The organism is Nguyenibacter sp. L1, from assembly GCF_035199985.1.
GTDB classification, from domain to species: Bacteria; Pseudomonadota; Alphaproteobacteria; order Acetobacterales; family Acetobacteraceae; genus Gluconacetobacter; species Gluconacetobacter vanlangensis.
This window is the reverse complement of sequence record NZ_CP127015.1, coordinates 1,170,014-1,195,488: the sequence shown is the minus strand read 5'-3', so window position 1 is coordinate 1,195,488 and position 25,475 is coordinate 1,170,014. Positions and strand designations below refer to the sequence as shown.

General features: G+C 65.2%; 25 protein-coding genes and 1 pseudogene. 12 read left to right on the top strand and 14 right to left on the bottom strand.

Annotated elements, in window-relative coordinates; translation table 11 throughout:
- Positions 1-9: 9 nt before the first annotated feature.
- Genes QN315_RS05305 through QN315_RS05295 form a run of 3 tightly spaced genes read right to left on the bottom strand, consistent with a single transcriptional unit; the run spans position 10 to position 3,240 of the window.
- Positions 10-1,002, bottom strand: a complete 993-nt coding sequence (locus tag QN315_RS05305; RefSeq protein ID WP_323991895.1) for an ABC transporter substrate-binding protein — start codon at positions 1,000-1,002, stop codon at positions 10-12.
- Positions 908-2,467, bottom strand: coding sequence for a carbohydrate kinase (locus tag QN315_RS05300; RefSeq protein WP_323991893.1), 1,560 nt, complete (start codon positions 2,465-2,467; stop codon positions 908-910). Before QN315_RS05300 ends, QN315_RS05305 begins: the two co-directional genes overlap by 95 nt.
- Complete coding sequence (locus tag QN315_RS05295) at positions 2,464-3,240, bottom strand: DeoR/GlpR family DNA-binding transcription regulator (RefSeq protein ID WP_176639957.1); 777 nt, start codon at positions 3,238-3,240, stop codon at positions 2,464-2,466. Before QN315_RS05295 ends, QN315_RS05300 begins: the two co-directional genes overlap by 4 nt.
- Positions 3,241-3,392: 152 nt before the next feature.
- Between QN315_RS05295 and QN315_RS05290 the strand changes: the two genes are divergently transcribed.
- From QN315_RS05290 to QN315_RS05280, 3 genes are read left to right on the top strand one after another with little or no spacing between them, the layout of a single operon-like run.
- Entirely contained in the window at positions 3,393-4,487 is a 1,095-nt protein-coding gene (locus tag QN315_RS05290) for a class II aldolase/adducin family protein (RefSeq protein ID WP_323991891.1), read from the top strand.
- On the top strand, positions 4,480-5,769 hold the full coding sequence (locus QN315_RS05285) for an FGGY-family carbohydrate kinase (protein ID WP_323991889.1): 1,290 nt from the start codon (positions 4,480-4,482) through the stop codon (positions 5,767-5,769). The genes QN315_RS05290 and QN315_RS05285 overlap by 8 nt, the downstream gene beginning before the upstream one ends.
- Positions 5,766-6,605: a TIGR01459 family HAD-type hydrolase gene (locus tag QN315_RS05280; RefSeq protein ID WP_323991887.1), complete on the top strand. Its 840-nt coding sequence runs from the start codon at positions 5,766-5,768 to the stop codon at positions 6,603-6,605. Before QN315_RS05285 ends, QN315_RS05280 begins: the two co-directional genes overlap by 4 nt.
- Before the next feature lie 20 nt (positions 6,606-6,625).
- On the opposite strand, the gene QN315_RS05275 is transcribed toward QN315_RS05280, so the two are convergent.
- From QN315_RS05275 to QN315_RS05255, 5 genes are read right to left on the bottom strand one after another with little or no spacing between them, the layout of a single operon-like run.
- Positions 6,626-7,513: a sugar phosphate isomerase/epimerase family protein gene (locus tag QN315_RS05275; RefSeq protein ID WP_323991885.1), complete on the bottom strand. Its 888-nt coding sequence runs from the start codon at positions 7,511-7,513 to the stop codon at positions 6,626-6,628.
- Positions 7,510-8,499, bottom strand: coding sequence for an ABC transporter permease (locus QN315_RS05270; protein WP_323991883.1), 990 nt, complete (start codon positions 8,497-8,499; stop codon positions 7,510-7,512). Before QN315_RS05270 ends, QN315_RS05275 begins: the two co-directional genes overlap by 4 nt.
- The gene (locus QN315_RS05265; RefSeq protein ID WP_323991882.1) at positions 8,496-9,515 is read right to left on the bottom strand and encodes an ABC transporter permease; all 1,020 of its coding nucleotides are present in this window, start codon (positions 9,513-9,515) and stop codon (positions 8,496-8,498) included. The genes QN315_RS05270 and QN315_RS05265 overlap by 4 nt, the downstream gene beginning before the upstream one ends.
- Positions 9,512-11,074 carry a sugar ABC transporter ATP-binding protein gene (locus QN315_RS05260; RefSeq protein ID WP_323991880.1) on the bottom strand — a complete coding sequence of 521 codons (1,563 nt, stop codon included), beginning with the start codon at positions 11,072-11,074 and terminating at the stop codon, positions 9,512-9,514. The genes QN315_RS05265 and QN315_RS05260 overlap by 4 nt, the downstream gene beginning before the upstream one ends.
- Positions 11,075-11,109: 35 nt before the next feature.
- Positions 11,110-12,093, bottom strand: a complete 984-nt coding sequence (locus QN315_RS05255; RefSeq protein ID WP_176640538.1) for an autoinducer 2 ABC transporter substrate-binding protein — start codon at positions 12,091-12,093, stop codon at positions 11,110-11,112.
- 922 nt (positions 12,094-13,015) lie between these two features.
- Between QN315_RS05255 and QN315_RS05250 the strand changes: the two genes are divergently transcribed.
- Entirely contained in the window at positions 13,016-14,176 is a 1,161-nt protein-coding gene (locus QN315_RS05250; protein WP_323991878.1) for a PepSY-associated TM helix domain-containing protein, read from the top strand.
- 230 nt (positions 14,177-14,406) lie between these two features.
- Here the strand turns inward: QN315_RS05250 and QN315_RS05245 are convergent, their stop codons facing one another.
- Complete coding sequence (locus QN315_RS05245; RefSeq protein WP_323991877.1) at positions 14,407-15,318, bottom strand: LysR family transcriptional regulator; 912 nt, start codon at positions 15,316-15,318, stop codon at positions 14,407-14,409.
- A 122-nt stretch (positions 15,319-15,440) separates the two neighbouring features.
- On the opposite strand from QN315_RS05245, the gene QN315_RS05240 reads away from it, so the two are divergent.
- The 4 genes from QN315_RS05240 (at position 15,441) to QN315_RS05225 (ending at position 17,934) form a co-directional block, all read left to right on the top strand.
- Positions 15,441-16,238, top strand: a complete 798-nt coding sequence (locus QN315_RS05240; RefSeq protein ID WP_323991875.1) for a type 1 glutamine amidotransferase domain-containing protein — start codon at positions 15,441-15,443, stop codon at positions 16,236-16,238.
- A gap of 71 nt (positions 16,239-16,309) precedes the next feature.
- Positions 16,310-16,606, top strand: coding sequence for a putative quinol monooxygenase (locus tag QN315_RS05235; protein ID WP_323991873.1), 297 nt, complete (start codon positions 16,310-16,312; stop codon positions 16,604-16,606).
- Positions 16,607-16,622: 16 nt separating this feature from the next.
- A complete protein-coding gene (locus tag QN315_RS05230; RefSeq protein ID WP_323991871.1) occupies positions 16,623-17,636 on the top strand; it encodes an aldo/keto reductase in 1,014 nt (337 codons plus the stop codon).
- A gap of 58 nt (positions 17,637-17,694) precedes the next feature.
- A complete protein-coding gene (locus tag QN315_RS05225) occupies positions 17,695-17,934 on the top strand; it encodes a hypothetical protein (protein WP_323991869.1) in 240 nt (79 codons plus the stop codon).
- A gap of 285 nt (positions 17,935-18,219) precedes the next feature.
- Here QN315_RS05225 and QN315_RS05220 read toward each other — a convergent pair whose 3' ends face one another.
- The 3 genes and pseudogenes from QN315_RS05220 to QN315_RS05210 all read right to left on the bottom strand — a co-directional run bounded on the left by QN315_RS05220 (position 18,220) and on the right by QN315_RS05210 (position 20,471).
- Positions 18,220-18,741: a substrate binding domain-containing protein gene (locus QN315_RS05220; RefSeq protein WP_408904616.1), complete on the bottom strand. Its 522-nt coding sequence runs from the start codon at positions 18,739-18,741 to the stop codon at positions 18,220-18,222.
- Positions 18,742-18,777: 36 nt separating this feature from the next.
- Positions 18,778-20,012: pseudogene (locus QN315_RS05215) on the bottom strand (IS3 family transposase).
- 21 nt (positions 20,013-20,033) lie between these two features.
- Positions 20,034-20,471 carry a LysR family transcriptional regulator gene (locus QN315_RS05210; RefSeq protein ID WP_323991865.1) on the bottom strand — a complete coding sequence of 146 codons (438 nt, stop codon included), beginning with the start codon at positions 20,469-20,471 and terminating at the stop codon, positions 20,034-20,036.
- A gap of 122 nt (positions 20,472-20,593) precedes the next feature.
- Here QN315_RS05210 and QN315_RS05205 point away from each other — a divergent pair, with 122 nt between their 5' ends.
- Positions 20,594-21,304, top strand: coding sequence for a gamma-butyrobetaine hydroxylase-like domain-containing protein (locus QN315_RS05205; protein WP_323991862.1), 711 nt, complete (start codon positions 20,594-20,596; stop codon positions 21,302-21,304).
- Between the two features lie 19 nt (positions 21,305-21,323).
- Positions 21,324-22,319: a DMT family transporter gene (locus QN315_RS05200; protein WP_323991860.1), complete on the top strand. Its 996-nt coding sequence runs from the start codon at positions 21,324-21,326 to the stop codon at positions 22,317-22,319.
- Between the two features lie 265 nt (positions 22,320-22,584).
- Here the strand turns inward: QN315_RS05200 and QN315_RS05195 are convergent, their stop codons facing one another.
- Entirely contained in the window at positions 22,585-22,800 is a 216-nt protein-coding gene (locus QN315_RS05195; protein ID WP_323991858.1) for a hypothetical protein, read from the bottom strand.
- A gap of 106 nt (positions 22,801-22,906) precedes the next feature.
- On the opposite strand from QN315_RS05195, the gene QN315_RS05190 reads away from it, so the two are divergent.
- Together QN315_RS05190 and QN315_RS05185 are read left to right on the top strand one after the other, a co-directional pair.
- Positions 22,907-23,455 carry a hypothetical protein gene (locus tag QN315_RS05190; protein ID WP_323991857.1) on the top strand — a complete coding sequence of 183 codons (549 nt, stop codon included), beginning with the start codon at positions 22,907-22,909 and terminating at the stop codon, positions 23,453-23,455.
- On the top strand, positions 23,452-23,922 hold the full coding sequence (locus QN315_RS05185; RefSeq protein WP_323991855.1) for a hypothetical protein: 471 nt from the start codon (positions 23,452-23,454) through the stop codon (positions 23,920-23,922). The genes QN315_RS05190 and QN315_RS05185 overlap by 4 nt, the downstream gene beginning before the upstream one ends.
- Before the next feature lie 42 nt (positions 23,923-23,964).
- On the opposite strand, the gene hydA is transcribed toward QN315_RS05185, so the two are convergent.
- Entirely contained in the window at positions 23,965-25,371 is a 1,407-nt protein-coding gene (gene hydA / locus QN315_RS05180) for a dihydropyrimidinase (RefSeq protein WP_323991853.1), read from the bottom strand.
- Between the last annotated feature and the right edge of the window lie 104 nt (positions 25,372-25,475).

Sequence of the window (25,475 nt, the reverse complement as noted above, 5' to 3'; positions counted from 1 at the left end):
CAAGATCGGTCAGGTATTATGCGGCGCGTTCCAGCCCCTGTAGCTGCCGATCGTGTCTTGGGTGATCAGGCTGGGGTCCAGCAGCCGGACGACGCCCGGCTTGATCCGTCCGGCCCGAATATCGAAACCGACGCGGGTCGCCGTGGTCGCGATGGCGAAGGGGTCCTGTGACGCGGTCGCCGCGATCAGGGTGTTGCCCCGCCGCATTTCCTGTTTCACGTCGGGCGAACCGTCGACCGAGGTCAGGAAGAACTCACGCCGTCCCGCCTGGCGGGCCGCCAGTTCGACGCCCATCGCGGTCGGGTCGTTGACCGCAAACATGGCGTCCACCTTGGGAAAGCGTACCAGCACGCTCTGGCCCACCGCCAGCCCGCCGTCGCGCGAGCCCTTGGCGTCGAGGTTAGAGGACAGGAGATTGATCCCCGGCGCCTTGGCGAACACCGACTGACAGCCCTGAACCCGGTCGGTCAACGCCGTGACCGGTGGGCCATTGACGATCACGACGTCGCCGCGTCCATGCAGGCGATCGACGATATACTGGCATGCGATCTCGCCGGCCTTGACGTTGTTGGTGGTAACGGTCGCGTCCGCGCCGGGCGCACCGACGTCGAAGGCGACGACCGTGGCTCCGCTGGCATGCATGCGGCGGACCAGTGGGGCGGCGGCCCGGTAGTCCACGGCGTTGAACATGACCAGGTCGTTGCCAGCCGCGATGAAGGAATCGACCTGCGACGACTGTTTGCCGATATCGTAATCGGCCGAGGCAGTCTGTACCGGCACGGTGGGCGCCAGGGCCCTCGCCTGCTGGGTAATGCCCTTGATGGTCGCGATGAAGAACGGATTGCCCAGCGACCCTACGGTCACCCCGATCTTGTGGACCGCGTCGTCCGCATGTGCGGCGGCCGCGTTACCAAAGGCAAGCAGCCCCGTAAGCAGCAGGATCTTCCGGTTGAACCGGCGTGCCGATCCAGGACAAGTCGGCTGGACGTGTGCCGTGAGCATGGTGGCTGTCCTTGTTGGGCGCATCGTGCGCCGGTGTGGCTGGTTCGATCCGGCTTCTGGTGCGCTGGTCGGCCAGTTGCCGCCAGCGGGCCGCGTAGCCCCGCAATCCCGGCGGGTCGAAGGGGGCCACGCGGGCCGCCCGTTCGTGACGAAAGGGGTCCAGCCCCCGCGCGGCATAGGCCAGGCCTGCCGCACCGCACGCCGTTCCCTCCGGATTGCGCCCGACCAGCACGGTCTGTGCAGGACGGAGTGCTGCGACCAGACGCGGGATGACGCCGACCTTCGCCAGCCCGCCATCGAACACGATCGCGTCCGTACTGCGCAGCAGGTCCAGCGTCAGGTCCGTCATCGCGGCGACATACAGGGCCGCCAGCGCGGTGCGGTCGTCCGGCGCGGCCATGATGGTCCGTCCCGCATCGTCGACGAAGGTCCCCGCCCGGCCCGGAAAGGGACCGCCATCGGCGAAGGACGGCAGCGCGAACAGACCACGCGCCACCAGCGCGGCAATGCGTTCCTCCGTGACTTCGGCCGGTCCGTCGCCCCGGATCAGGTCGAATTCGCGGCCGCCCATGAACCGCGCGGTCGGAACCGGTTCATGCCGCACCGAGACATTCGCGAGCATGTCACGTTCGGGAACCAGGGCGTCCAGCGGGCAATCGGGATTCATGACGATGACCCACGTCCCGGTGGACACCATCGTCATGCGGCCCGGCACCACGCGTCGGTAATGGCTGAGCGACGCGTTGCTGTCATGCACTCCGTTATGCACGTCCAGCGTCACCGCTCCGCGCCCGGGAACGTCGAGCGTCATCGTGCCGACGATGGCCCCGGCCTCGCGGAAGGGCGGCATCTTTTCCCGCCACCCGCGCCGCTCTACCAGCGACGAGAAATCGTCCCGGTACGGCGACCACAGATGGGTGTGGCAGCCCAGCGACGAGATTTCGGACACCCGCGTGCCGCACAGCCGCCACACCCAGAACTGCGGATAGGTCATGACGTGCCGTGTGCGCGTGGCCAGTGTCGGGTCGCGCATTTCCTGCCAGACGATGTGCTTGCCGAACGCGAAGCCGCGCTCCATCGCCGGCGTCGCGGTTTCGGAAAAGGCCGGGCAAATGCGCGCGAACGCCGCCTCGATGTCCGGAGGTACGCTTTCCTCGTAATCGAGGATCGGCGCCGCGAGGTCGTCCTCGCCCAGCAGGGCGAAGGTACACCCGTGCGTCGTGATCATGATACCGTTCACATCGAACGACGCGACGGCCTCGCGCAGCACCGCCAGCATCCAGTCCAGCAACGCCGCGTCATCCAGAACGTGCAGCCCGTCCACCACCGGCCAGGCCGCGTGGGTGCGCCGTTCGGCCAGGATCGACCCGTCGGCACCGAACACCAGGAGCTTGGCGTTCGTCTTGCCGAAATCGAACACCGCCAGCGTCGGGTGCGTGACCGGCGGGGCGTCCGGCGGCGTCACGTCTTGTCACCCGCGCGCGGGGCGACCAGTACCGCCACGCCCGCATCTTCAAGGATACGCACATCGTCCTCCTGCACGCCGTCATCGGTGATGAGGGTGGAAATCCGGTCGATCGGACATGAGAGAAAGCGTGCCCGCACCGCCAGCTTGCGGCTGTCGGCCAGCACGATCACATCGTCGGCGCGTTCCAGCATCGGGGCTGTCGCCTTTGGCAGCAGCGGGTGCGATTCCATCACGCCCTCCGGCCCGACGCCCTGCGCGCCCAGAAACAGGCGCGAGGCGAAGAAATCCGGCGGCGGCGCCTTGGGATCGTACAGGATGCCCGGCTCGCGATGCAGCGCGCCGCCCGCCACCGAAAGCTGGCAGATACCCTGGGTGCCCAGGGCCGCCGCCAGCGGCATCGAGTTGGTGTAGAGCCCGATCGACCGCGCCGCGAGGCGAAGGCCCAATTGGTGGCAGGTCGATCCGCCCGCGACCATGACCATGTCCCCGTCCCGGCAGAGTCCCTCGGCCATCGCGGCGATCGCGCGCTTGGCGTCGACCGCGAGGTCGCTGCTCTGCGCGAAAGGCAGGGCGTGCGTCCGTGCCGCGGCGGTCAGGGACGCCACGCCGCCGAAGACCTTGCGCGCCTCGCCGGCCTCGTGAAGCTTTTCGATGTCGCGGCGAATGGTGGCCGGCGACACGCTCAGCATGTCGATCAGTTCCCGCACGGTCGCGAAGGGCCGCGTCTCGAGCATGGTGATGATCTGGCGCTGGCGTTCGGTCTCGGTCACGGGGGCGCGTCCTGTGGAAATGTGGTGATTTGTTGTGTCTGGAGGCACGATTCTCCGGTTTTCCGGTCGGGTCAAGCTGAATTTGATTGACCTGCGCCAAATAATGATGTCATTCCATCTTTTGTGATTGAATTGCGTCAAGGAATGCCTGCATGTTGTCGCATGTTCGACCGGCTGAGGAGATCGACGGGCTGCGCGGGCTGTCCGCGCGGCTTGGCGCGGATCCCAGGCGCACCCAGGGGGCGGGGGGGAATATCTCGATCAAGGAGGACGGAACGCTGTGGATCAAGGCGTCCGGCACATGGCTCGCCCATGCGCTGGACCGGCCGATCCTGGTGCCGATCGCGCTGGCGCCTCTGCTGGAGGCCTACCGGCAGGGCCGGAAGGAGGCCGAAACGGCGGTCAGTTTCCTCATCGGTGGGGCGGGGGACGTGCCGCCGACGGGTGCGCCGGCCGCGTTGCGGCCGTCCATCGAAACGGCGGTCCATGCCGTGATTCCGTGGCGCGTCGTCATTCATCTGCATTGCGTGGAAACAATCGCTCATGCCGTGCGTACCGATGCGCATGACCGGCTGGCGGCGCGGCTGGACCGCCTGCCCGGCGTGCAGTGGACATTGGTGCCCTATGCCCGGCCGGGCGTGCCCCTGGCCCGCGCGATCGTCGCGGCGCGCCCGTTCGGCGAACGGGCGAATGTCCATGTGCTGGCCAATCACGGGCTGATCGTGTCCGCCGACACGGTCGCGGCGGCGGGGGCCCTGCTGGAGCGGGTGATCGCCGCCCTGGCCGTGGAGCCGCGCGTGGCCCCGGCGGCCGATCTTTCGGCCCTGGCCGCCCTGGCCGAGGGCTCGGCCTATCGCCTGCCGGACGATCCGGCCGTCCATGCCATCGCCCTCGACCCCGCCACGCTGGCGGTGGCGCACGGGGCGCCGCTCTATCCGGACCATGTGATCTTCCTGGGGGATCGGATCGACCTGGTGGATGCCGGCCGGCCCCCGGCCGCCGCCGGGTCCGCCTCCTTGTCTGGCGCCGCGCCGATGCAGGTGATGCCGGGCCGGGGGGTGCTGCTGCGGCGCGACGGCTGGACGGCGGGCATGGATGCGATGGCGCGATGCCTGGCCGACGTGGCGTCGCGCCTGTCCCCCGGCGACCCGATCCGCCGCCTGGGCGGCGCGGAGATCCATGCCCTGACGCATTGGGAGGCGGAGACCTATCGGCAGGTCCTGAACGGGAGCATCCGGAATGCCTGATGCAGCAGGGGTCGCATTGGGGATCGACCTGGGCACGTCGGGCGTACGCGCGGCGGTGCTGGACGGAGCGGGGAACGTGCTGGCCGTGACGGGCACGCGTTTCGCGGGGCTGGGCGCGGCGGACGCGCCGTCCGTCTGGTGGCGGGCGCTGGCGCATACGCTGGGCGCGCTCCAGGCCCGGCTGTCGTTGCGCGATGTACGGTCCGTCACCGTGGACGGCACGTCCGGCACGCTGATCGCCATCGATGCCGCCGGGGCCGCGATCGGGCCCGCGTCGATGTATCACGCGCGGGCTGACGATGATGCCGTGCCGGCGCGGATCGATGCGATCGCACCGCCAGACAGCGCGGCGCGCGGCGTGGGCTCGCCGCTGGGGCGCGCCGTGGAATTGGCGCGCCGTCCCGGCGTGCGCACCATCCTGCACCAGGCCGACTGGATCGCCGGCCGCCTGCGCGGACGTTTCGATGCGACCGACGCCAACAACGCGCTCAAGACCGGCGGGGACCCGGATACGCTGGCCTGGCCGGACTGGGTGGCCGAGGCCGGATTGGCGCCGGCGCTGCTGCCCGCCATTCATCTGCCCGGCGCGGCGCTGGGGCCGGTGGGGGCCGAAGGGCTGGCGGCCGGTCTGTCGCCCGGCGCGGTCGTCCATGCGGGCACCACCGACGGGTGCGCATCGTTCCTGGCGACGGGGGCGGACCGGGCAGGGGACGCGGTAACGGCGCTGGGTTCCACCCTGGTCGTCAAGCTGCTGTCGGACGTGAGAATCGACGCTCCGTCCTATGGGATCTACAGCCATCGGATCGGCGGCCGCTATCTGGTGGGCGGGGCGTCCAACAGCGGGGGGGCGGTCCTGCTGGTCCTGTTCGGCGTCGACCGGCTGGCTGCCCTGACGGCAGGGCTTCGCCCCGACATGCCGACCGGACTGGACTATTATCCGCTGTTGCGCGCGGGAGAACGCTTTCCGGTCAGCGACCCGGCGTTCCAGCCGCGGCTGGAGCCGCGCCCGGCCGATGACGGGGTCTTCTTCCAGGGCGTGCTGGAGGGCATGGCGATGATCGAGGCGACGGGATACGCGCGGCTGGAGCAATTGGGGGCGACGGCGCTCCGTTCGGTCCGCACGGTCGGCGGCGGTGCGGCGAACGCGGGCTGGACCGCCTTGCGTCAGGCGCGGATCGGCGTGCCGTTCCTGCCCAGCCGGTCCGAGGACGCGTGCGTGGGCGCGGCGTTTCTCGGCCTGTATGGCGGCACGGCCGCCCGCCTGCCGGATCGGGCGGCATGAGCGTGCGCGCGCTGGCCGGGATCGCGGCCCTCGTCGGCGAATATGACGCGCTGTTCGTCGACCAATATGGCGTCCTGCATGATGGCGCGACGCCCTATCCGGGTGTCCGCCGCACGCTGGCGCGCCTGCGCGAGGCGGGTCAGCGTGTGCTGCTGCTGAGCAATTCGGGGCGGCCAGGCCCCTATAATGCGGAACGGCTGGCGCGGCTGGGGTTTGACCCCGGCCTGTACGAGACGATCGTGACCTCCGGCGACACGGCGCTGGCGCTGGCGCGCTCGGGCGATATCCCGGTGCAGGCGGGGATGCGCTGCCTGCTGATCGACAGCGGCGGACAGGACACGCATTTCTGCGACGCGCTGGGCCTGGTGGTGGATGCGACGCCCGCGCGGGCGGACCTGGTCGTGATCGCGGGAAGCCAGGGCGGCATGCGGACCGAGGAGCAGTACCGCGCGATGCTGGCCCCCCTGGCCCGACGCGGCGTCCGCGCGGTCTGCACCAATCCGGACCGGCGGATGCTCGTGCCCGGCGGGACGGCGTTCGGCGCGGGCCGCATCGCGGAACTGTACGCGGAGGAAGGCGGCTCGGTGACCTGGATCGGCAAGCCCCACCGGGCCATCTACGCCCATGCCGCCCGGCTCTGCGGTGTGCCGCCCGAGCGCGTGCTGTGCGTCGGCGACAGCGTGGAACATGACATTGCGGGCGCGCTGGGTTTCGGTGCCCGCAGCGCGCTGGTCAGGACGGGCATCCTGGCCGACGCCACCCCGCAGCAGCTTGAAGCGGCGTTCGCCCGCCATGCGGCGCGGCCGGACTATATCCTGCCCGCCCTGGCCTGGTAGCGTGGGCGGCATCCCGCATGTCAGGCCGCACCCTCGGCATGCTCCGCCGCCACCATCTGCGCGGCGATGAAGGCGCGCGCATGGCGGGCCAGGTCCGCGCCGTCTTCCCACAGGTTTCGCCAGACGCCCAGCGTGTGGGACAGATGCGGGTCCACGACGGCCGCGGAGAACGATTCGAAGGCGATCGGCCCGGCATAGGCAATGCGCCGCAGGGAACGGAAGACCGGGCCCCATGCGACGGTCCCGGTCCCCAGATAGCCGCGATGGCTTTCGCCCACGTGGAAATAGCCGATCCTGTCACCGCATTTCTCGATCGCGTTCGAGGGGACGCCTTCCTCGATATTCATGTGATAGGTGTCGAGATGCACGCCGATCTCCGGCCGTCCGACCTTGTCGATGAAGGCGACCGCCTGCGCGCCGGTATTGATGAGGTTGCTTTCATAGCGGTTGACGACCTCCAGATGCAGCCGGATGCCGGCCTGGCCCGCGTGTTCGGCCAGGGCGCGCAGCACCTCGGCCGAATGCGCGATGCCCCGTTCGGTGGCGGGCCGGTCATATTTGCGCATGGCCGAGAAGATGACCCCCGCCAGGTCGGTGCCGCCCAGGTCGCGCAGGACCGACACGGCGTGATCCAGCAGCGCCGCCCCCCGCTTTACCACCTGCGGGTCGTCGGACGAGATGTCGGTATCGGCCGACAGCCCCAGCGATGCCGTCAGGCCGATCCCCGCCGCCTGCGCCGCGCGGCGCAGGGCGGCAACGGCGATCCCGTCCGGGCTGGACAGAGGCAGTTCCAGGAAATCGTATCCGGTCGCCGCCGTTTCGTGCATGGCGCGCACGCCGTCGTCGGTGTCCCAGCGGCCGGACCAGACCGAGCCGTGGATGCCGATCCTGTTCGCAATGGTCTTCATGCCATCTTCCTTTTGCTGCGCGCGGCGGCGATCAGGCGTGGCAGGCGCCCGCGCACGAGGTTTTCGACCAATACGACCAGCACGAGGATCAGACCCATCATGCCGGCCTGCAGGGTCGGGTTGAAATCGTTGTAGTTCAGGCCGTAATTGACCACCGCGATGGCGAGGGTGGCGATCGCGGTCCCGACGGGCGAGCCGTCGCCGCCGAAGATGCTGGCACCCCCCAGCACCACGATCGCGATGCTGATCAGGTTCGCTTCCGGCACGCCGTCGGGCGTCGCCGTGCCCAGCCGCGCCGCCGCGATCACCCCGGCCAGTCCGGACAGCGCGCCCGACAGCACGTAGGTCGTCGCCCGCAGCCTGTTGACATGTATGCCGGCCAGCCACGCCGCGGTGGCGTTCGTGCCGATCAGGTACAGTGCGCGGCCGAACCGGCTGCGATGCTGGATCAGCACCAGGAGGCCGAGCAGCGGCAGGTAGAGGCACAGGATCTGGAACGGCACGCCCAGCACGCTGCCCTGTCCCATGGCCAGGAAGCGGGCGGGGGCGGCGGTCAGGTCGATGGTGTTGCCCCCCGATGCGATCAGCGCGAGGCCCGTGAACGCGAACATCGTGCCCAGCGTCGCGATGATGGGCGGGATCCGGAACCGCGTGATCGCGGCGGCATTGCATCCCCCCATCGCGGCGCCCGCCAGGACCCCGGCACAGACGCCCACCGGCCAGGGCAGGCCGCGCATGATGAACAGGGCGGCCAGGATCTGCGCCAGTGCGGACATGGCGCCGACGCTGAGGTCGATGGCGCCGTCGCCCCCCGCAATCACCAGCCCCTGCCCGAAGGCGATGATGCCGAGCTCGACCGCGAACACCGCCATGCTCGAGAGGTTGTCGGCCGACAGGATGGTCGGGTTGCCGGCGGCGAAACCGCCCAGCACCAGGAGCGCGAAGAGACCCAGGATGAGGACCCGGCCGGAACGGAAGCCGCTCATGACACCACCTGCCGGGCGCGGCGGCCCTCGTTGAGGCCCACGGACGCGAGAATGACGACGCCGAGCACGACGCCGCTCCAGAATGGCTGGATGTGCATCAGCACGATGGCGTCGCCGATCAGGCCCACGACCAGCGTGCCCAGGAACGTCCCGACCATGCCGCCGCGTCCGCCGGACAGTTCGGTGCCGCCCAGCACCACCGCCGCGATGACGCCCAGTTCGAAGCCGCCGCCGGTCGTGGTCTGGACGATGGGGGACTGCCCGAGCCGCATCAGCGCGCCCAGCCCCACGCAGGCGCCCAGCAGCGCGTAGGTCGCCCAGCGCAGCCGCCGCACGGGAATGCCGACCAGGCGGGCGGCTTCCTCGTTATTGCCGATCGCGAACAGCCGGCGGCCGGTGCGATGCACCCGCAGGAAGGCCGCCAGCACCGCCATGACGGCCAGCGCGATGACGGCGGCGCCCGGCAGCGGACCGAGATGGTCGGCCACGAAAAATCGCGTCAGCCCCGGCGGCAGTGCCGTGATCCACGCGCTGCCCATGATCAGGAACACGCCCATGCGGAAGATGCTGAGCGTACCCAGCGTGCAGACGATCGGCGGCACGCGGCCGCACAGGATGATCAGGCCGTTGATCCAGCCCAGTGCCGCGCCTGCCAGCACGAAGACCGGCACGACCACCGCGACGGGCCACCCCGCGACGAACAGCGATCCGCCGATCGCCGAGACCAGCCCGAGCATGGAGCCGACGGAGGCGTCGATTCCGCCGGTCAGGATCACCAGCGTCATGCCCGCGGCCGGCACGGCGGTGATGGCGCTGGTGACCATCAGCCCGTCCAGGTTGACGCGGGTCCAGAATCCGGCATGCGCGCCGAGGCTGACGGCCGCCACCACCAGCACGATGACGCCCAGCAACGCGGTTTCGCGCCGCGCCAGCAGCGCGCGCCAGGCGATCGGGACGCGCGGGGGGTGGTGCAGGGCGGGCGCGGCCCGTCCGATATTCAGGGCGGGAGTTTTCATGCCGCACGCTCCCGGCCCGTATGCTCGTGACCGGTCGTCGCGGCGCCGATCGCCGAGGCCAGAACCCGCTCGGCGGTCAGCGCGGCCCCCTGGACGCGATCGACCACGCGCCCCTGGCGCATCACGATCACGTCCTGGCTGACCGCCATCAGTTCCGCGAGGTCTGACGTAATCACCACGATCGCCGTTCCCGCCTCGGCAAGCTGGCGGATGAAGCCGTGGATTTCCGCCTTGGTCGCCAGGTCGATGCCGCGCGTGGGCTCGTCCAGGATCAGCACGCGCAGCGCCTGCCCGGCCCAGCGCGCGAACAGTCCCTTCTGCTGGTTGCCGCCGGACAGCGTCCCGATCGCGGTCTCCGGCGTGCCGGCCTTGATCGCGAAACGGCGCATGACGGCCCGTGTCTCGGCCAGCAGGGCGGGGAAATCCAGCAGCCAGCCGCCATGCGACAAGCGGGCGAGGCCGGTGCAGGTCAGGTTGCTCTCCAGGCCCATCGGGGCGAAGATGCCCTGTTTCTTGCGGTCCTCCGGCAGGTATCCGATGCCCAGCGCCATCGCCTCCGCCGGGGAGCGGGGGCTGATCTCGCGTCCGTCCAGCACAATCCGGCCGCCGGCGGCCCGCAGCGCGCCGAATACCGTCATCGCGACCTCCGACCGTCCGGCGCCGACCAGCCCGTAGATGCCGGTGATGCGTCCGGCCGCCACGTCCCAGTCGACGTCGTGGAAATGACGAGGATGGCCGAGGCCCCGGATGGACAGGACCGGCGGCGTGGACGATGCCGCCGCCGCGGGCGGCCGTGCCGCTTCGCCGCCGTCCTGCCGGGTGCCGCCGTCCTGCCGGGGGCCGTCGTCCTGCCGGGTATCGTGGCGCCGGCCCATCATCAGGCGCAGCAGCAGGTCTTCGGTCACGTCGGAGGCGGCATAGTCCCCGGTCACGCGCCCATCCGTCAGCACGGTGACATGGCCGCCCAGGCGCGGCACCTCCTCCAGCCGATGCGTGATGTATACGATGGCGCGCCCGTCATCGCGGAGGCGACGGATGATGCCGACCAGCCTGTCGGTCTCGGCGCGCGACAGGATCGCCGTCGGTTCGTCGAAGACGATGACGCGGGCGTCCTGCACCAGCGCCTGCGCGATCAGAACCAGTTGCTGGTGCCCGAGCCCGAGATCCGCCATGGGCCGATGCAGCAGCGATTCCGCGAGATCGAGCGAGGACAGCCACGGCCGGACCGCCCCGAGCATGGCCTCGGTCCGCACCCGGCCGAAGCGATCGGTGATTTCGCAGCCGGCGAAGACGTTTTCCAGCACGCTCAGATGCGGGAAGATCATCGGCTCCTGGTAGACGGCGGTGATGCCGAGCGCTCGCGCATGCATCGGGTCCCGCAGCACGACCGGGGTGCCGTCGATCAGGATCTCGCCTTCCTCGGGGCGGACCGCGCCGGTCAACGTCTTGATCAGCGTCGATTTGCCGGCCCCGTTCTCGCCCAGCAGCACCAGGGTCCGTCCGGCCGCGATCACGGCGTCCACGCCCTTCAGGGCCCTGACGCCGCCAAAGGATTTCACGATCCCTCTCAGTTCGAGACGGTTCATGACGCACCTCAGAAATCCAGGGAAATATTCTCTTTGGTGAAGATCATCGGCTGGCCCAGCAGCAGAGTCTTCGTCGTCGCGTCATACGCGATGGTGCCCAGCCCGGGCACGGCGTTCTGCGGATGCAGCGCCTTGTGCTGCAGAAGCTGCGTCAGGCCCCAGACCGTCAGGTATCCGAGGTCGACCGGATTCCACAGGACCGCACTCTTGACGGTGCCGTTCAGCACGTAGGTCCGGATCGTGTTCGGGTCGTCGATGCCGGTCACGGCGACTTTTCCGGAGAGGCCGGCCTGCAGCACCGCCTGCGCCGCGCCCGGCGTCGCGGTGGTGTTGACGCCGATGATCCCCTTCAGCCCCGGATAGGCCGACAGGATCTGTGACGTGATCTCGGTCGCCTTGCTGATATCCTCGCCGGCATACTGGACGCTGACCAGCTCGAGCTTGGGATATTTGGCAGCCAGGTAGGATTTCATCAGGGAGATCCATAGATTCAGGTTGGTCGCGGTCGGCCCTCCGGACACGAACGCAATCTGTCCTCCACCCTCGATCTGCGCGGCGAGCTGGTCGACCAGGGTGTGGGCGATGGCTTCGTCCGTGGCCTGCATGACCCGCAGCGACACGGCGTCGCCGTCCACCTGGCTGTCGGTCGAGGCGAAGGTGACGCCGCGTTCCCGGGCGTGGATGGCCTGGGCCTGAAGGGCGGTCGGGCTGTTGGCGGCGACGGCCACCGCGTCCAGCTTGCGGTTGATCAGGCTCTGGACGATCTGCGCCTGCGCCGCGACCGACGAGGTCGTCGGCCCCTGATAGACGATCCTGGCGTCGAACGCGCGGCCCCCCTTGAGGAATCCCTGCTGCATGGCGCTGAAATAGGGAATGCCGATCACCTTGGGCACGAAGCCGATCTGGAACGTTTCCGCACGGCCATGTGCCGGGGCCGCGCAGGATATCCCCGCCGCCGCCAGCGCCGCGATCACCGCCGAATGCTTCTTCACGATGTTGTCTCCTCGTGGCCCATGTCTGCGCATGGTTCCCACAGCGTTGAGACGGCGCCGCCCGGTCGGGAGGGCACCGACAATCGGACGCTAACGAGGATTATTGATTATAGTCAATCACGTCCCCTCCAGATATGGCGTCAGCGCGCCATAACGTGATCGAATGGGATCATGGATCGCGGGCGGGCTGGAGAGGGCCGTTGGATCGGATGTCGGGGCATTCCGATCTGACGCTGCTGACCTATCCTATCGTGACGCTTGAGCCACCGTATCAGGATACATCCACGCGACGCATTCTGATCGGCGATCATCCAAGCCCCGCCGAAAGCGCGCGCCGGTCCGTGCAGACGCACATTCATCCGGGCTGGCCCCGTTTTTCCTGGTCCAGGCGGCGGACGATCCCGTTTCAAACCCGGTGAATACCGCAATTCTTCAAGGCGCGTGCGAACGGAACGGTGTGGAGGTCGTGCGTCACCTGTTTCCTACCGGAGGCCATGGCTTTGGCCTCGGAAAACCAGGAACCGATACAGTGGAATGGCCCGGAATGGCCGAACAATGGATGACCCTGCATGGATTTATTTGACGAGCATTCTGCGGGAGCTCGCAAGCACCGATTCCCATATTCACTCCAAGCTGCAATATAATTCATAAATACCAGTTCCTTGGACTCCCACAGAGTGGACATGAAGGCCATGCTGCCATCAAGCCCGTCATGGGCTTTACCCGCGTCCACCGCCATGGGCGCGCCGACGTCATACCCGAATGGATGCCGGCAGGCTCAGCACCGCTGATTGCCGCATATACTGCCGATACCGATTGTTACTGTTGCGCCCGATCCGACAGCCTGTAATCAACCCGCACATCTTGCGTGAATCTTGCCTGTCCGATTATATGCGAATGATTCGCATTATCATGGTGGTGCATGCTTCGGAAAATTCATCGCTGGATCGGGCTGGCCCTGATCCTGCCGTTCGCGTTGCAGGGTCTGACCGGGTTCCTGCTGGTGGTCCTGCCGCTGTTGCTGGCAGGCCGTCCCGCCGTTCCGGCCCCCGGGGCGACGACCGCGCCGGCGGGTGTCGGCGCCGAGGCCATGATCGCCGCCGCCCGCACCGCGTCCCCCGCCGGCACGCTGCCCCTGCGCTTCGACCCGCCACGCTGGCCGGGTGACAGCGCGGTCGTCGCCTTCGGTCCGGCCGGCGAGCGCCACCCTGAATTCGAGGTGATGGTCGACCCGACCCGCGCCGCAATCCTGCGCACCCGCATCGTGCCGCATATCCTGCGCGTGCTGCACGATCTGCACGCCGACCTGCTGCTGCTGCCCTACGGCCAGCAGGCGACCGGCGTGATGGGCGTGCTGCTGAGCGTGATGGCCATTACCGGGCTGATCCTATGGTGGCCGCATCCGGCCTTGTGGGCATCGGGCAAATGGCGCCGCACGATCACCGTCTCCCCCCGGGCCAGGGGGTATCGCCTGTGGCGCGAAGCCCATCTCAGCCTGGGCTTCTGGACGTTGGGGATGATGCTGTTCCTGGCCCTCAGCGGCACGGTCCTGGCCTTCCCCTTCGCCCGCCCGCTCTTCGGCGTCCAGGGCGGCGACCGTCCGGCCCACACCCGCACGCACCATGCCGGCCACACGCCCGCCGCCCCCGGCGAGCAGGGGCTGGACACCGCCATGGCCGCCGTGCGGGCCCAGATGCCCGACGCAATACTGACCTCGGCCCGCCTGGGCGCCCGCCCGGCCGAGCAATCCTTCACCATCATCCTGCCCGTCTACGGCCCCAACCGCCCGGCCACCGTGCGCTATGATGCCGATGCCGACACGGTGCGCTTCATCCGCGATCCTGGTCGACAGCGCACGGGCGAACTGACCTTCATGTGGCTGCACACGCTGCACGAGGCCAAACTGGCCGGCCCCGCCGTCATCGCCGGCCTGTGGCGCACCGCCGTCGGCTTCGCCGGCGCCGCCCTGTTCTTCTTCTCGCTCTCCGGCGGCGTCATGTGGGACATGCGCCGCCGCGCCGCCGCCCGCACGGCCCGGGTGACTGCCGTGCCGGACGCCTCCGGCACCCCGGACCGCCTGTAGGCGCGCCATGTCCCGCGACGACAATTTGACAACTTATATATCGATAAAGGGAATATTTTATTTTAGATCTTCTGGCGGGTGTCATGTACTTTTGCGAGGCTTGGGTCTAATGGCAGTGGATGGGCTGAACCGCCCCGGGATTGGCGGAGACCGGTTAGGGCAAATTACGCGGCGAAGAAGTAAAGGGCACAGGCCGGGCCCGGCGCCCGGCCGGCTTTCCCACCATGGCTTCAAACGTCGGTCTTGCGCGCCCCGGCCTGGATCTCAGCGATGATCCCCGCGACGGTGGCGCGCAGCCAACGATGGGCCGGATCATGGCGATAACGCACATGCCAAGCCATCTCGACCGGAAAGCTGCCCAGATCGACCGGCGCGGGCAACACCCGCAGCCTTGGATCATGTGCCAGCCTGCGGCAGATCAACGCGGGCAGTGTGGCGCAGTAATCGGTGACGGCCACCATTTCGGCCACGGCAAAGAAATTGGTGACAGACAATGCCACGTCGCGCTTCAGTTGCTGCTGCGCCAGGGCCTGAAACAGCCCTGCGCGCAGGCGTCCCGGCGGCACAACATTGACATGACGCAGTGCCTCGAACTGGGCCCGCGACATGGTCTCGCCAATGCCTGGGTGGCCGGTACGCACAACGCAGGCCAGCCCCTCATCCATCAGATGCTGCACCACCAGATTGTCGGGCGGATCGGTGATGCGCCCCAGCACCATCGCCGTGGTGCCCGAGGTGACGCCGGTCTCGGCCAGATCGCTGCCATAGGGTGTCAGCCGCAAACGGATGCCCGGGGCGATGCTCTGCAAACGCGCCACGATCGCGGGCACCAGCACGAATTCGGCATAGCCGTTGGGGGCGATGGTGAAATGCCGCTCAGCGGTGGCGGGGTCGAACTCCTGCTGGCCCAACACGGCATCGTCCAGCCTTGCCAGCGCCTCGGCGATCACCGGGGCCAGTTCCAGCGCGATCGGCGTGGGCTGGATGCCATAGCGCTCGCGGATAAACAGCGGGTCCTGCAGCATGGCGCGCAGCCGGGCGAGCGCGTTGGAGATCGCCGGTTGAGTCATGCCCAGCCTTTCGGCGGCGCGGGTGACGCTCTTTTCCTCGAAGAGAGCGACGAAGATCGGTAGCAAGTTCAAGTCATAGCGCATCACTTATAATGCCATGATGATATCTGAAATAACAGAAATAAAGTTCTTGAATGTGTTGGAAGCGAGCATTCTGGCTGCGTCAACAATGACACGCAGCATCGGAGGCTGACATGACCAAGGGTAAAGTTCTCGTCGTCGGGTCCAACGCCACGCGGATCGAAGTCCAGGGCGGCTGGGGCAACACCGGCCAGTATCTCAATGAAACCGTGGTGCCCGCCATGGCCATTCTGGCTGCGGGCTATGAGATCGTACTGGCCACACCGCAGGGCACCAAGCCGCACATCGATCCGGCCTCCGATTCCTCCCAGCATTTCGGGGGTGACGAGGTTGCCTATGCCGCGGCCAAAGCCTTCTGGGCCGAACATCCCGCGATGAACGCGGTGCGCAGCCTTCGCTCGGTGATCGAGGAAGGGCTGGAGAGTTACGCCGGGATCTTCGTGCCGGGCGGTCAAGCCCCGGTGGTCGATCTGATGCAGGACGCCGACTTGGGCACGATTCTGCGCCATGCCCATGGGCAAGCCAAGCCCACAGCCCTGCTCTGCCACGGCCCGATCGCCATCACCGCCGCCATGGACCAGGCCCCGGCCTTCCGTGCCTCACTGATCGTCGGGGACAAGGCGAAGGCACGGGACCTCGCCAAGGGCTGGCCCTATGCCGGTTACCGCATGACCGTCTTTTCGGCGAGCGAGGAGAAGGTGGTCGAGGACCATATCCTGCATGCCAAGATGCATTTCGACATGCCCTCGGCGCTTGAGGCAGCAGGCGGCGAGGTGATCACCAACAGCACCGATTTCGCACCCCATGTGGTCGAGGACCGCGAGCTGATCACCGGACAGAACCCGGCTTCTGACCATCAGATTGCCGCTCGCTTCGTGGCAGCGCTCAACCGGCATCTGGCCACCGCATGACCACCAGAATGACCGGCGGGGCGCTACGACAGCGCCCCGGCGATAATCCGCAGGACAAAGGAGCAGGCATCATGTCCAGTCACGTCAAAGTCGTGGCGATTCTTAGCGCCCGCGAGGGCAAGGCGGCTGAGCTGCGCGCCCTGCTCGAAGGGCTCATCACCCTCAGTCGGGCCGAAAGCGGCAATCTGCGCTACGACCTGTGGATCGACCAGAATGACCCGGCCCGCTTCGTGCTGGACGAACTTTATGTCGATGCGAAGGCCAATGACGCCCATCGCGCAACGCCGCATTTCCAGCATTATCTCTCACGCGTCGGCGATCTGGCCGATCGCGTGGCTGTAGCCCTCACTCCGCTGCTCGTGGCCTGAAGAAAGGACAACACCCATGGCTCTCAAGGATATTCTGCCGAGCAAGCTCGGTTTCGGCGCCGCGCCCCTCGGCAACATGTTCCGCGACATTCCCGAGGCCGAAGCGCAAGCCACGGTGGAAGCGGCGTGGAACAACGGCATCCGCTATTTCGACAACGCCCCCTTCTATGGCGCCGGCCTGGCCGAAATCCGCATGGGCGAGGCGCTGGCCGACAAGCCGCGCGGCGATTATGTCATCAGCACCAAGGTGGGCCGTCTGATCCTCGACGAGATCGAGGATGTCAGTGCGCGCGATCTGGGCGAGAAGGGCGATGTCTTCCGCTACGGGCGCCCTAACCGCATCGTCAACGACTATTCAGAAGACGCCACGCTGCGCTCGATCGAGGACAGTCTGAAGCGCCTGCGCACCGATCATATCGACATCGTCTGGGTCCATGACGTCGCGCAGGATTTCTATGGCGATGCCTGGCTCGGCATGTTCGAAAGCGCGCGCAAAGGCGCCTTCAAGGTGCTCGACCGGCTGCGCGACGAGGGCGTCATCAAGGGCTGGGGCCTGGGCGTCAACCGCGTGGAGCCCATCGAACTGCTGCTGGAGCTCGACGAGCCACGCCCCGACGGTTTCCTGCTGGCAGGGCGCTACACGCTGCTCGACCATGATCGCGCGCTGCAACGGCTGATGCCGATGGTGGCAGAGCGCGGTCTGGGGATCGTGGCGGGCGGCCCCTACAGCTCGGGCGCGCTGGTGGGCGGCCCCAACTTCGAATATGCGCCGGCCACGCCCGAAATCCTGGCCAAGGTGGCGGCGATCAAGGCGCTGGCCGATGTCCATGGCATCAGCATGAAGGCCGCCGGACTGCAATTCGCGCTGGCCAATCCGGCAGTGGCGGCGGTGATCCCCGGCGCCAGCCGCCCGGGCCGCATCGCCGAGGACACCGCAGCGCTGGCGGAACAGGTGCCCGAGGATTTCTGGCGCGAATTGCGCAAGGCCGGTCTGGTCAATCCGCTCGCACCGCTGCCCGGCGGCGCCTGAATCACATCATAAGCAACAGGGATGGCGCGCGACCCCGGCTGCGCGCCGCAACTGTAACTTGACCCTGCTGGCGCTGGCCTTGGGCAGCTTCTGCATAGGCACTTCCGAATTCGCCAGCATGGGCATCATCCAGCTGTTCGCCGCGCAACTGCGGATCAGCATTCCCGACGCCACCAACGCGTGCCGCAGACTGGTCAAGGACGACGAAAGATACGCAACCACGCTCGCTGCCTTCCACGTCATCGCACTCGTCGGATACATGTTCAAACACGCCACACAGATGATCCAATGTGCATAATACCCTCCGGGGGAGATAACCAAAGGCCGGGTCAGTTCTCGATGAAAAGCCCAGTCTAATTCTCAGTAGAAATTAACAGGCAGGATGTATAATGCTGCCCGCCGGCGTGACCCGGACTTTGATAGCCGACCAGCAAAATCGACCGATCGGCAGCTCCAGGCGCTATGGTCGGCAATGCTACAAGGTAAAGGCCGCATTCTTCCGGCACGCAACCGGGTGCCGGGCCGCTGGGCTGACATTTCTGATCCTGTCAAAGATGTTAAAGTTATCTGTGGTCGCAGCGCTTCACCCCTCGCCAACATACCACGGGGGCCTCGGCATGAAGCGTGCAACCAAGAAATCAATAAATGCTCTGGACTTTGCCGGTACGATAGTTCCGGCTGGTCTAACGGCATAGATGTTCGACCCTGTTGGAAGCCTCACATCGTCCAGCAACGAGATCAACCGCCCACTGGAGAGATCCGCTCCAAGCAGAAATTCGGGCAGCCTGGCAATCCCAATCCCGGCGAGACATGCCATATGCAAAGCTTCGACGCTGTTACATACGAACGAACCACCCGGTTTCATTTTTCTATTCTTCGTTCCGCGAAACTCCCATTCGTCGAACTTACTAGGAAAATTCAACTTCAGGCACACATGGTTCGCCAGATCCTGTGGCTGCGCCGGGCGAGCATACTGCATGAGATATGCAGGAGACGCACAGATGATGCGGTCATTTGACGCCAATTTTCTGGCGATCAGGCCGGAATCGTTCAAAACGCCGCTTCTGATAGCGACGTCGACACGTTCCTCCTTTAGGTCGACAATGTACCGGCCTCGGTTTTTGAGACATCTGGTTGGAGCCTAAGCGGCGAGAGCCGCGGTGGAAAGAGCTTTGGCGCGCACGGCGTTCGGTGACATGAACCCGTGCCGTTCAAGGAGCCATGTTTCATTGTATAGATCGCGGAATTCCAGCAGGGCCTGTCGGAGATCCTCGACGTTCTCGAAGTTCCGGACCCAGAGCAGGTTCTCCTTGAGTGTCCGGATGAAGCGTTCGGCGCAGCCATTGCCCTCGGGGGCGCGGACGAATGCCGGCGAGCTTTCGATGCCCAGGAAGCGAATTTCGTTCTGGAAATCATCGGACATATACTGGCTGCCGTGATCGTGGCGCAGGGAAAGTCCAGTTGCTACTTTTTCGGCGAATGCGCCAAAACAGCGGCGCACGCCCTGGCGTATGGGCTCCAGGGCCTCGAAGCGGGTGCCGCGCCGGGCGGCATGAATGCCGGCGCATTCGCCGCTGTGATGATCGATGGCAATGAAGACGGCGGCCTGTCCTTCCTGCGTCCATGTCGACGTCATGTCGGTGCCCCACATGATGTCGAGGGCATCCGGGATGATGGTGCCGTCATGGTTGCGCGGTCCCTTCGGCGCGCCGGTCCGCGAGGGGGCGAGCAGATCGTTTTCACGCATCAGGCGCAGCGTCCGGCGACGGGACGTGCGTACGCCCGCGACCCGCAGTCTTGCCCAGACCTTGCGGTGCCCTTCGCCATGAAACGGGCTGGCCGTGATGATCGCACGGATGCGCCCGACCAGTTCGGCGTCCGGCATGGGGCCTGTCGGGCCGCGCCGCCGCAAGGCTGGTCTCACCTCCATGGGCGTCCGGCGGCGGTAGAGTGTCGCCCGGCTGATGTTCCAGACCCGGCAGACCGCCGCCAGTCCATAGGGGCGACCGGAAGAGGGGGAGACCGCCGCACTCATGGCCGCAGCCTCCGACGGGCCAAAGGGCGGCCAGCCTCCATGGCCGCGATCTTTTCACGCAGCAGTTCACGCTCGATCATGACCTCGCCGAGCTTTGCCTTGAGGCGATCGCTCTCCAGCGTTTCACCGTCAGTCTGACGTGTCGCAAGACTGGCCTCGCCCCCGGAAAGGAAGGCGCTCTGCCATCCGCTCAGGGTTGCGGCCGTCACGCCCAGTTCGCGCGAGACCATCTCCATGTCCTCACCGCGCAGCAGACGAAGCACGGCCTCCTTCTTGCGGCGGCGTGACATGCGTCCGCCATGCCCCGGTCGTTTCGCGTCGTTCTTCAACTCGTTCGTCATTCTGACACCCTCGCGCATTCCTCACGCGCTTATCTGGTGTCTCAAAAAACCGATAGGCGGGAGAACAACTCTGTCCGTGAGCGTCAAATCGACAGCTACGTCAGGATAGAGTTTCATAAAGTCAACGACCGCCGGAACGATTTGCTGTCTTCCAAATGCGTTCGAAACCGAGACGCGGAGTTGCCCCCGCGGCGTACCGGACGAATTAACAACAGCATCCTCAAGGCTTTCTATATTTTCGATTATTCGCTTTGCCTCATGAAAATATTGCTCCCCAGCCTCAGTAAGAGTCATGCCGCGTGTCGTTCTTATTATGAGCTGCGTTTTTAAACGCTCTTCCAGGCGCTTTACTCTCTTGCTGATCGCGGAGTGAGTCATCTTGAGATCTCGTGCGGCAGCGGAGAAGCCGCCGGTCGCGACCACCTTCACATAGATTGCCATGTCGGAGTGGTGGTCCATGTGCATCTCCACTTGTTCCTGGAATTCACAATAGCTGGAAAAAGATCACGAATACGATCTGATTTCAACCTAAGTGAAGATCGCGAAGCAGCTTCCCGATGCAACCATACGAGGAGATGATCATGCTCAATCAAAGCGTGACGAAATCGAATTGCACCGGCATTCAAGCTATCAATGAGAGGCTCTCCTGTCCGGCGACCATCGAGCCGGCCGACATGAGCGACCTTCGCCTCTATGGCAATCGGCATCGGATCGTTGAGGCGACGGCTGACGATAGCGAAGTCGTCATCACCTGGGAGGATGGCCACGTCAGCCGCTTCCACTACGGATGGTTGCGAGAAAATTGCCCCCATCCTTCCTCCCGGCATGTCAGAGCCCGGGAACGTATTGTCCGACCGCTCTCGATACCGGAATCTATCCGGCCGTTGGAAATCGCAATCGATGGAAGCGGTGCGCTGCTGGTTACGTGGGACGAGGCCGACAAGTCCGATTCGGCCGCGCACCATCAGAGCCGTTTTCATCCGGGGTGGCTGCGCGCGCATTGCTATACGTACACGCCAGCGCCCCCAAGCTCGGCCGAAAATGTCGCGACAATCCAGCCTGCATATCTCACTATGCCGGACGCGTCCTGGGATGAACTGATCGGCTCGGACGAAGCGTTCTACTACAAACGAATCGGCGTCGTGCGGGCGAGTAACTTCGGCTACATCTTCGACGTCCAATCGAAGGCAGATCCCAATAGCAACGCCTATACCTCGTTCTATCTTCCCTTCATACGGATATGCCGCACTATGAATTGCCGCCTGGTGTTCAGCTCCTCCATAGCATGGTGAACTCGGCCGAAGGAAAAAAATGAATAAGTACTTAAAGGTTGGAGTGATAGCCGCTGTAGCGGCAGCTTTCACTTGGTCGCTCAACTTCGTCGCACCATTTTTTATCGGAGATTACTCGCTTGGAGATTTGGCAGCTACGCGATTCGTATTCTCTGGAATGATAGGTGCTATAGTTCTTTTTCTGCATCGTGACCTGTGTCGCGGGCTGACAAAAGGAGACTGGATCGCAACGGCCGGTTTAGGTTTTATCGGATATGTCGGCTATTTCATTACGGTGATGGTTGCGGCAGTGTATGCTGGACCGATCATTCCACCAGCGTTCCTGGGGCTGGTCCCGATAGTCCTCGCTATCGCCGGGAATGCCTATAGTTCAAGCATTTCATGGACCGCGTTGCGGCTTCCCCTCACGCTGGCTGTAATAGGCCTGTTGCTCGTCAACGCAAGTAGTCTGATCCAATTCAACGGTGAGTGGAATGCGTCGCACGTCATAGGAACGTGCTCCGCTATAGGAGCGGTCGCACTATGGACATGGTTTGGCATCGCCAATCAACGAGCATTGAGCAAGCGACCAAGTATGAATGCGTGGGTTTGGACGGCAATGATGATGATTGGTGGGAGCATTGAAACCCTGCTCTTCCTGCCAATCGGCCATGGTCTCGGCCTCTTCAATGCTCCAAATCTTGGCTTCGGCTCAGTGGCAATTGCTCATCTATATCTACCTGCGTTCATGTTGGCAGTTATTGCATCAATCGGAGGCGCTTGGGCTTGGACCGTTGCTTCACAGCGGCTACCCATGGCGCTTGCGGGCCAACTACTGACAACCGAGATGGTGTTCGCTACCTGCTTCGGCTTGCTGGTCCATTTAAGATGGCCGGAGCCGTTTGAAGTTCTGGGCATCGCACTGCTCCTTTATGGTGTGGTGAAGGCGATCGGAGCATTTCACAGCACCGCAAAATCATCATCGCATGATGATGAAAAGATCTTGGGCTGCTCCAGCACGCGCGCATGCGGTTAAATGCGGACAAATAAAGTGCCATCTGAAATATCCATTCGCCATCCATTTTGCTGCGTGGTTGCGTGTGAGTATGGCAGCTTTAGAAAGGCAACTTTAGACTTCTTTATATCCTAAACGACGCATTTTCCGACGAATATAGTCCTCCAGAACGCGGTAGAGTACATAACCGCGTTCGTGCCAAAAGACCATTACGGGCGCATCTTCTTGCAGATGCCAGATATGTAATCGCCCGCAATAATTCTTAAGGCCGGAGACAAACGGGGAATCACAAAAAAAGTCCCGTCCGTTTCCGGCGGGGCCCTGTTTTGGTGATGGCGATATCTACCGCATACGACCAATGCACGATCCACCAAAGGTGGTGGTCGTCGTCGTCGTGAGCAGCGCGGATTTGCAGTTCGCCATACGCGGCCGGGAGCACGAAACAGATTAGGTCATCAACCACCTCGGTATGGGACAGGGCGCTGCAGGAACCGGCGATCATCGACCTCCCGCATCATCACGAGGCCATGATCATGTTCCTTATTGCAATTGAGAGTCATTCTTAATATTGAGGTCGAGAAGCAAGGCACCCGCAAAGGAGCAGGCCGATGACCATCACGCTCGCATATAATCCGTTCGCCAACGAGGCTGCCGCCAAAACCGTCGGTGCGGTCCGGCATGCTTTCCATGGGTCGCGGACCTGCCCCCTGTCGGAGTGGAAAATCACCGTCTGGGAGCGCGAGCTGGCAGTGATCGGCGCGCGCTTCCGCAGCGCTCATGCGGCAATGCTGGAATGGCAGGGCGCGGGGCTGGTCGTGGCGCAGCCTGGCGCAGTCGAAACCACGCGCCATGAGCGTCGCCTGCTGCAGGCGACGGGCGCGGCGCAGGATGAAGAGGACGGGCTGGTGGATAATTTTCTGTGCAAGCTTGCCCCTCATCCGCGCGTGCGCACGGTCCTGGCGCAAGCCGTCACGACGCTGGCGAGCAGTCTTGCGGGGTGCGGACACTGGCTGTCGGCGCCGCCGCTGCCGGCCCCGGCCTTGCGCCTCATGCGTCTGCGCGGTGCCGATCCGGCCGGTCTGACGGTCGCCTGGCCGGTTTCGGACAATAGGGGTGTCAGATGGGCGGGGGATGCCCGGTGCGGCGTGCCGTCATGACGGGATCCGGCACAACTGCCCGCAAGGCCGATCTGCCCGAGCTGGAACGGACCGTGCTCTGGTGCATCCGGGCCTGGATCACCAGCCTGTCCAACCGCCCCGATCATGCGGACCGAATCCAGGCCATCTTCGAACGGCTCGGGTCGGACGGGCTCGCTCTCCAGCAATGGGAGGCGCATCAGGAGGCCTTTGATATCCTGACGCACCTTATGACGGACGTCGCCGCGCTGGAGGCATGCGACCATCTCGCGCGGCCGGCGCTTGCGTTCTCGGCGGCGGCCACAGGCTCACGCACTATCGGAATGGTGCCTATAGCTGCTCCATTCGGTTCGAAGATCAGGAAACTGGAAGTTCTGCAAAGCGGATTCGAATGCAAACTGATGTGCGCTTACGCTGTCCGTCAACGTGCCATCGATATCAAAAACAATAATGTTCCCGTTTTTTATCGAAACAATCCTCCATTATGATCAGATGGTATCAACAAGAAAGAGGGATCTCGTTTTATTGCGTCAATCGTCGGCAGGATGCGCCGTCGGGTGTTCCGGGCGCAGAAAACGGCCTGCGGTTGGCGCGCGGAGCAATTGCCCGTGCTGTACCGCGACTGCGCCGCGCGCCATGACCATGACGGGCCAGCCCGTGACATGGAGACCTTCATAGGGCGTATAGTCGATATTGCCCTGGAACAAATCATTGGTGATCCTGACCTGTCGTGCCGGGTCCCACAGCACCAGGTCCGCATCGCTGCCCGGGGCGATCGTGCCCTTGCGGGGATAGAGGCCGTAGCGCCGGGCAGGCGCCGTCGCGGTCAGCCGTACGAAATCGGTCAAGCTGATTCGGCCGCTGTTGACACCGGCGTGGAACAGAACCGGCATACGTGTTCCAAGCCCCGGCATTCCATTCGGGATCAGGGAAAAATCCGCGTCGCGGCCATGGCGCGCCTTGCCGTGCGAGCCTTCGAACGTGTAGCCGCAATGGTCGGACGAGACGATGCCGATCACGCCCTCGCGCAGATATTTCCACATGCCGTCCTGATCGGCCTGCGTCCGGAGCGGCGGGCTGCAGATATATTTCGATCCTTCGAATCCGTCCCGCTTCAGATCGTTTTCCGTCAGCGCAAGGTAATGCGGGCAGGTTTCGGCGGAAACCTTGACGCCGCGGTGGCGCGCGCGCGCAATCTCCTCCGCGACCTCGGGGCAGGAGACGTGAAAGATCTGGATGGGATGGTCCACCAGTTCGCCCAGGGCCATGGCGCGATAGGTTGCCTCGCGCTCCAGTCCGGGTGGACGGGAGGTGGCATGGGCATGGGCGTCGGTCCGTCCGGCGGCAAGGTGGGCGTCGATCATGTGACGGATCGCGTCGTAATTCTCGCAATGTACCGAAACGATCAGGCCGCCGGCCTTCGCCGCGTCGAGAACGCGCAGGAACTGTCCGTCCGTGAGGTGGAAATCGTCATAGGTCATGAAGACCTTCAGCCCCGCGGCGCCCTGGCGGGCGATTTCGGGAATATCCTGTTCGATCGTGTCGGCGTCGGTGCGGGTGACGATCTGGTGGATGGCGAAATCGACGCGCGAACGGCCTCCGCGCCGGCGGTAGGCCTCGAATTGCTCGACCATGCCGCGTCCGGGCACATGCGAAGCGAAACACACCGCGCTTGTCGTCCCGCCCAGCAGGGCGGACGCGCTGGCGGAGGCGAAATCGTCCTCGTGAACGGTACCGTCGGCCTCTTCCTGCTCGATATGGCAATGGCCGTCGATGCCGCCGGGCATGACCAGCAGACCGGTGGCGTCAATGACCTGGCGCCCGGACAGGCCTTGCCCGATCGTGCTGATCCTCTCGCCGGTGATGCCGATATCGGCGGTGAAGACATCGCCGGCCGTCACGATGGTGCCGTTGCGGATGACCACGTCGAAAGTCATGAGAACGCTCCTGGCATTGGGAAATCGGGGCAGGACACTGGATCAGGATCAGGACACTAGAGCCATATCCGTTCACACCGGTTCACGGATATGGCTCTAGCTTA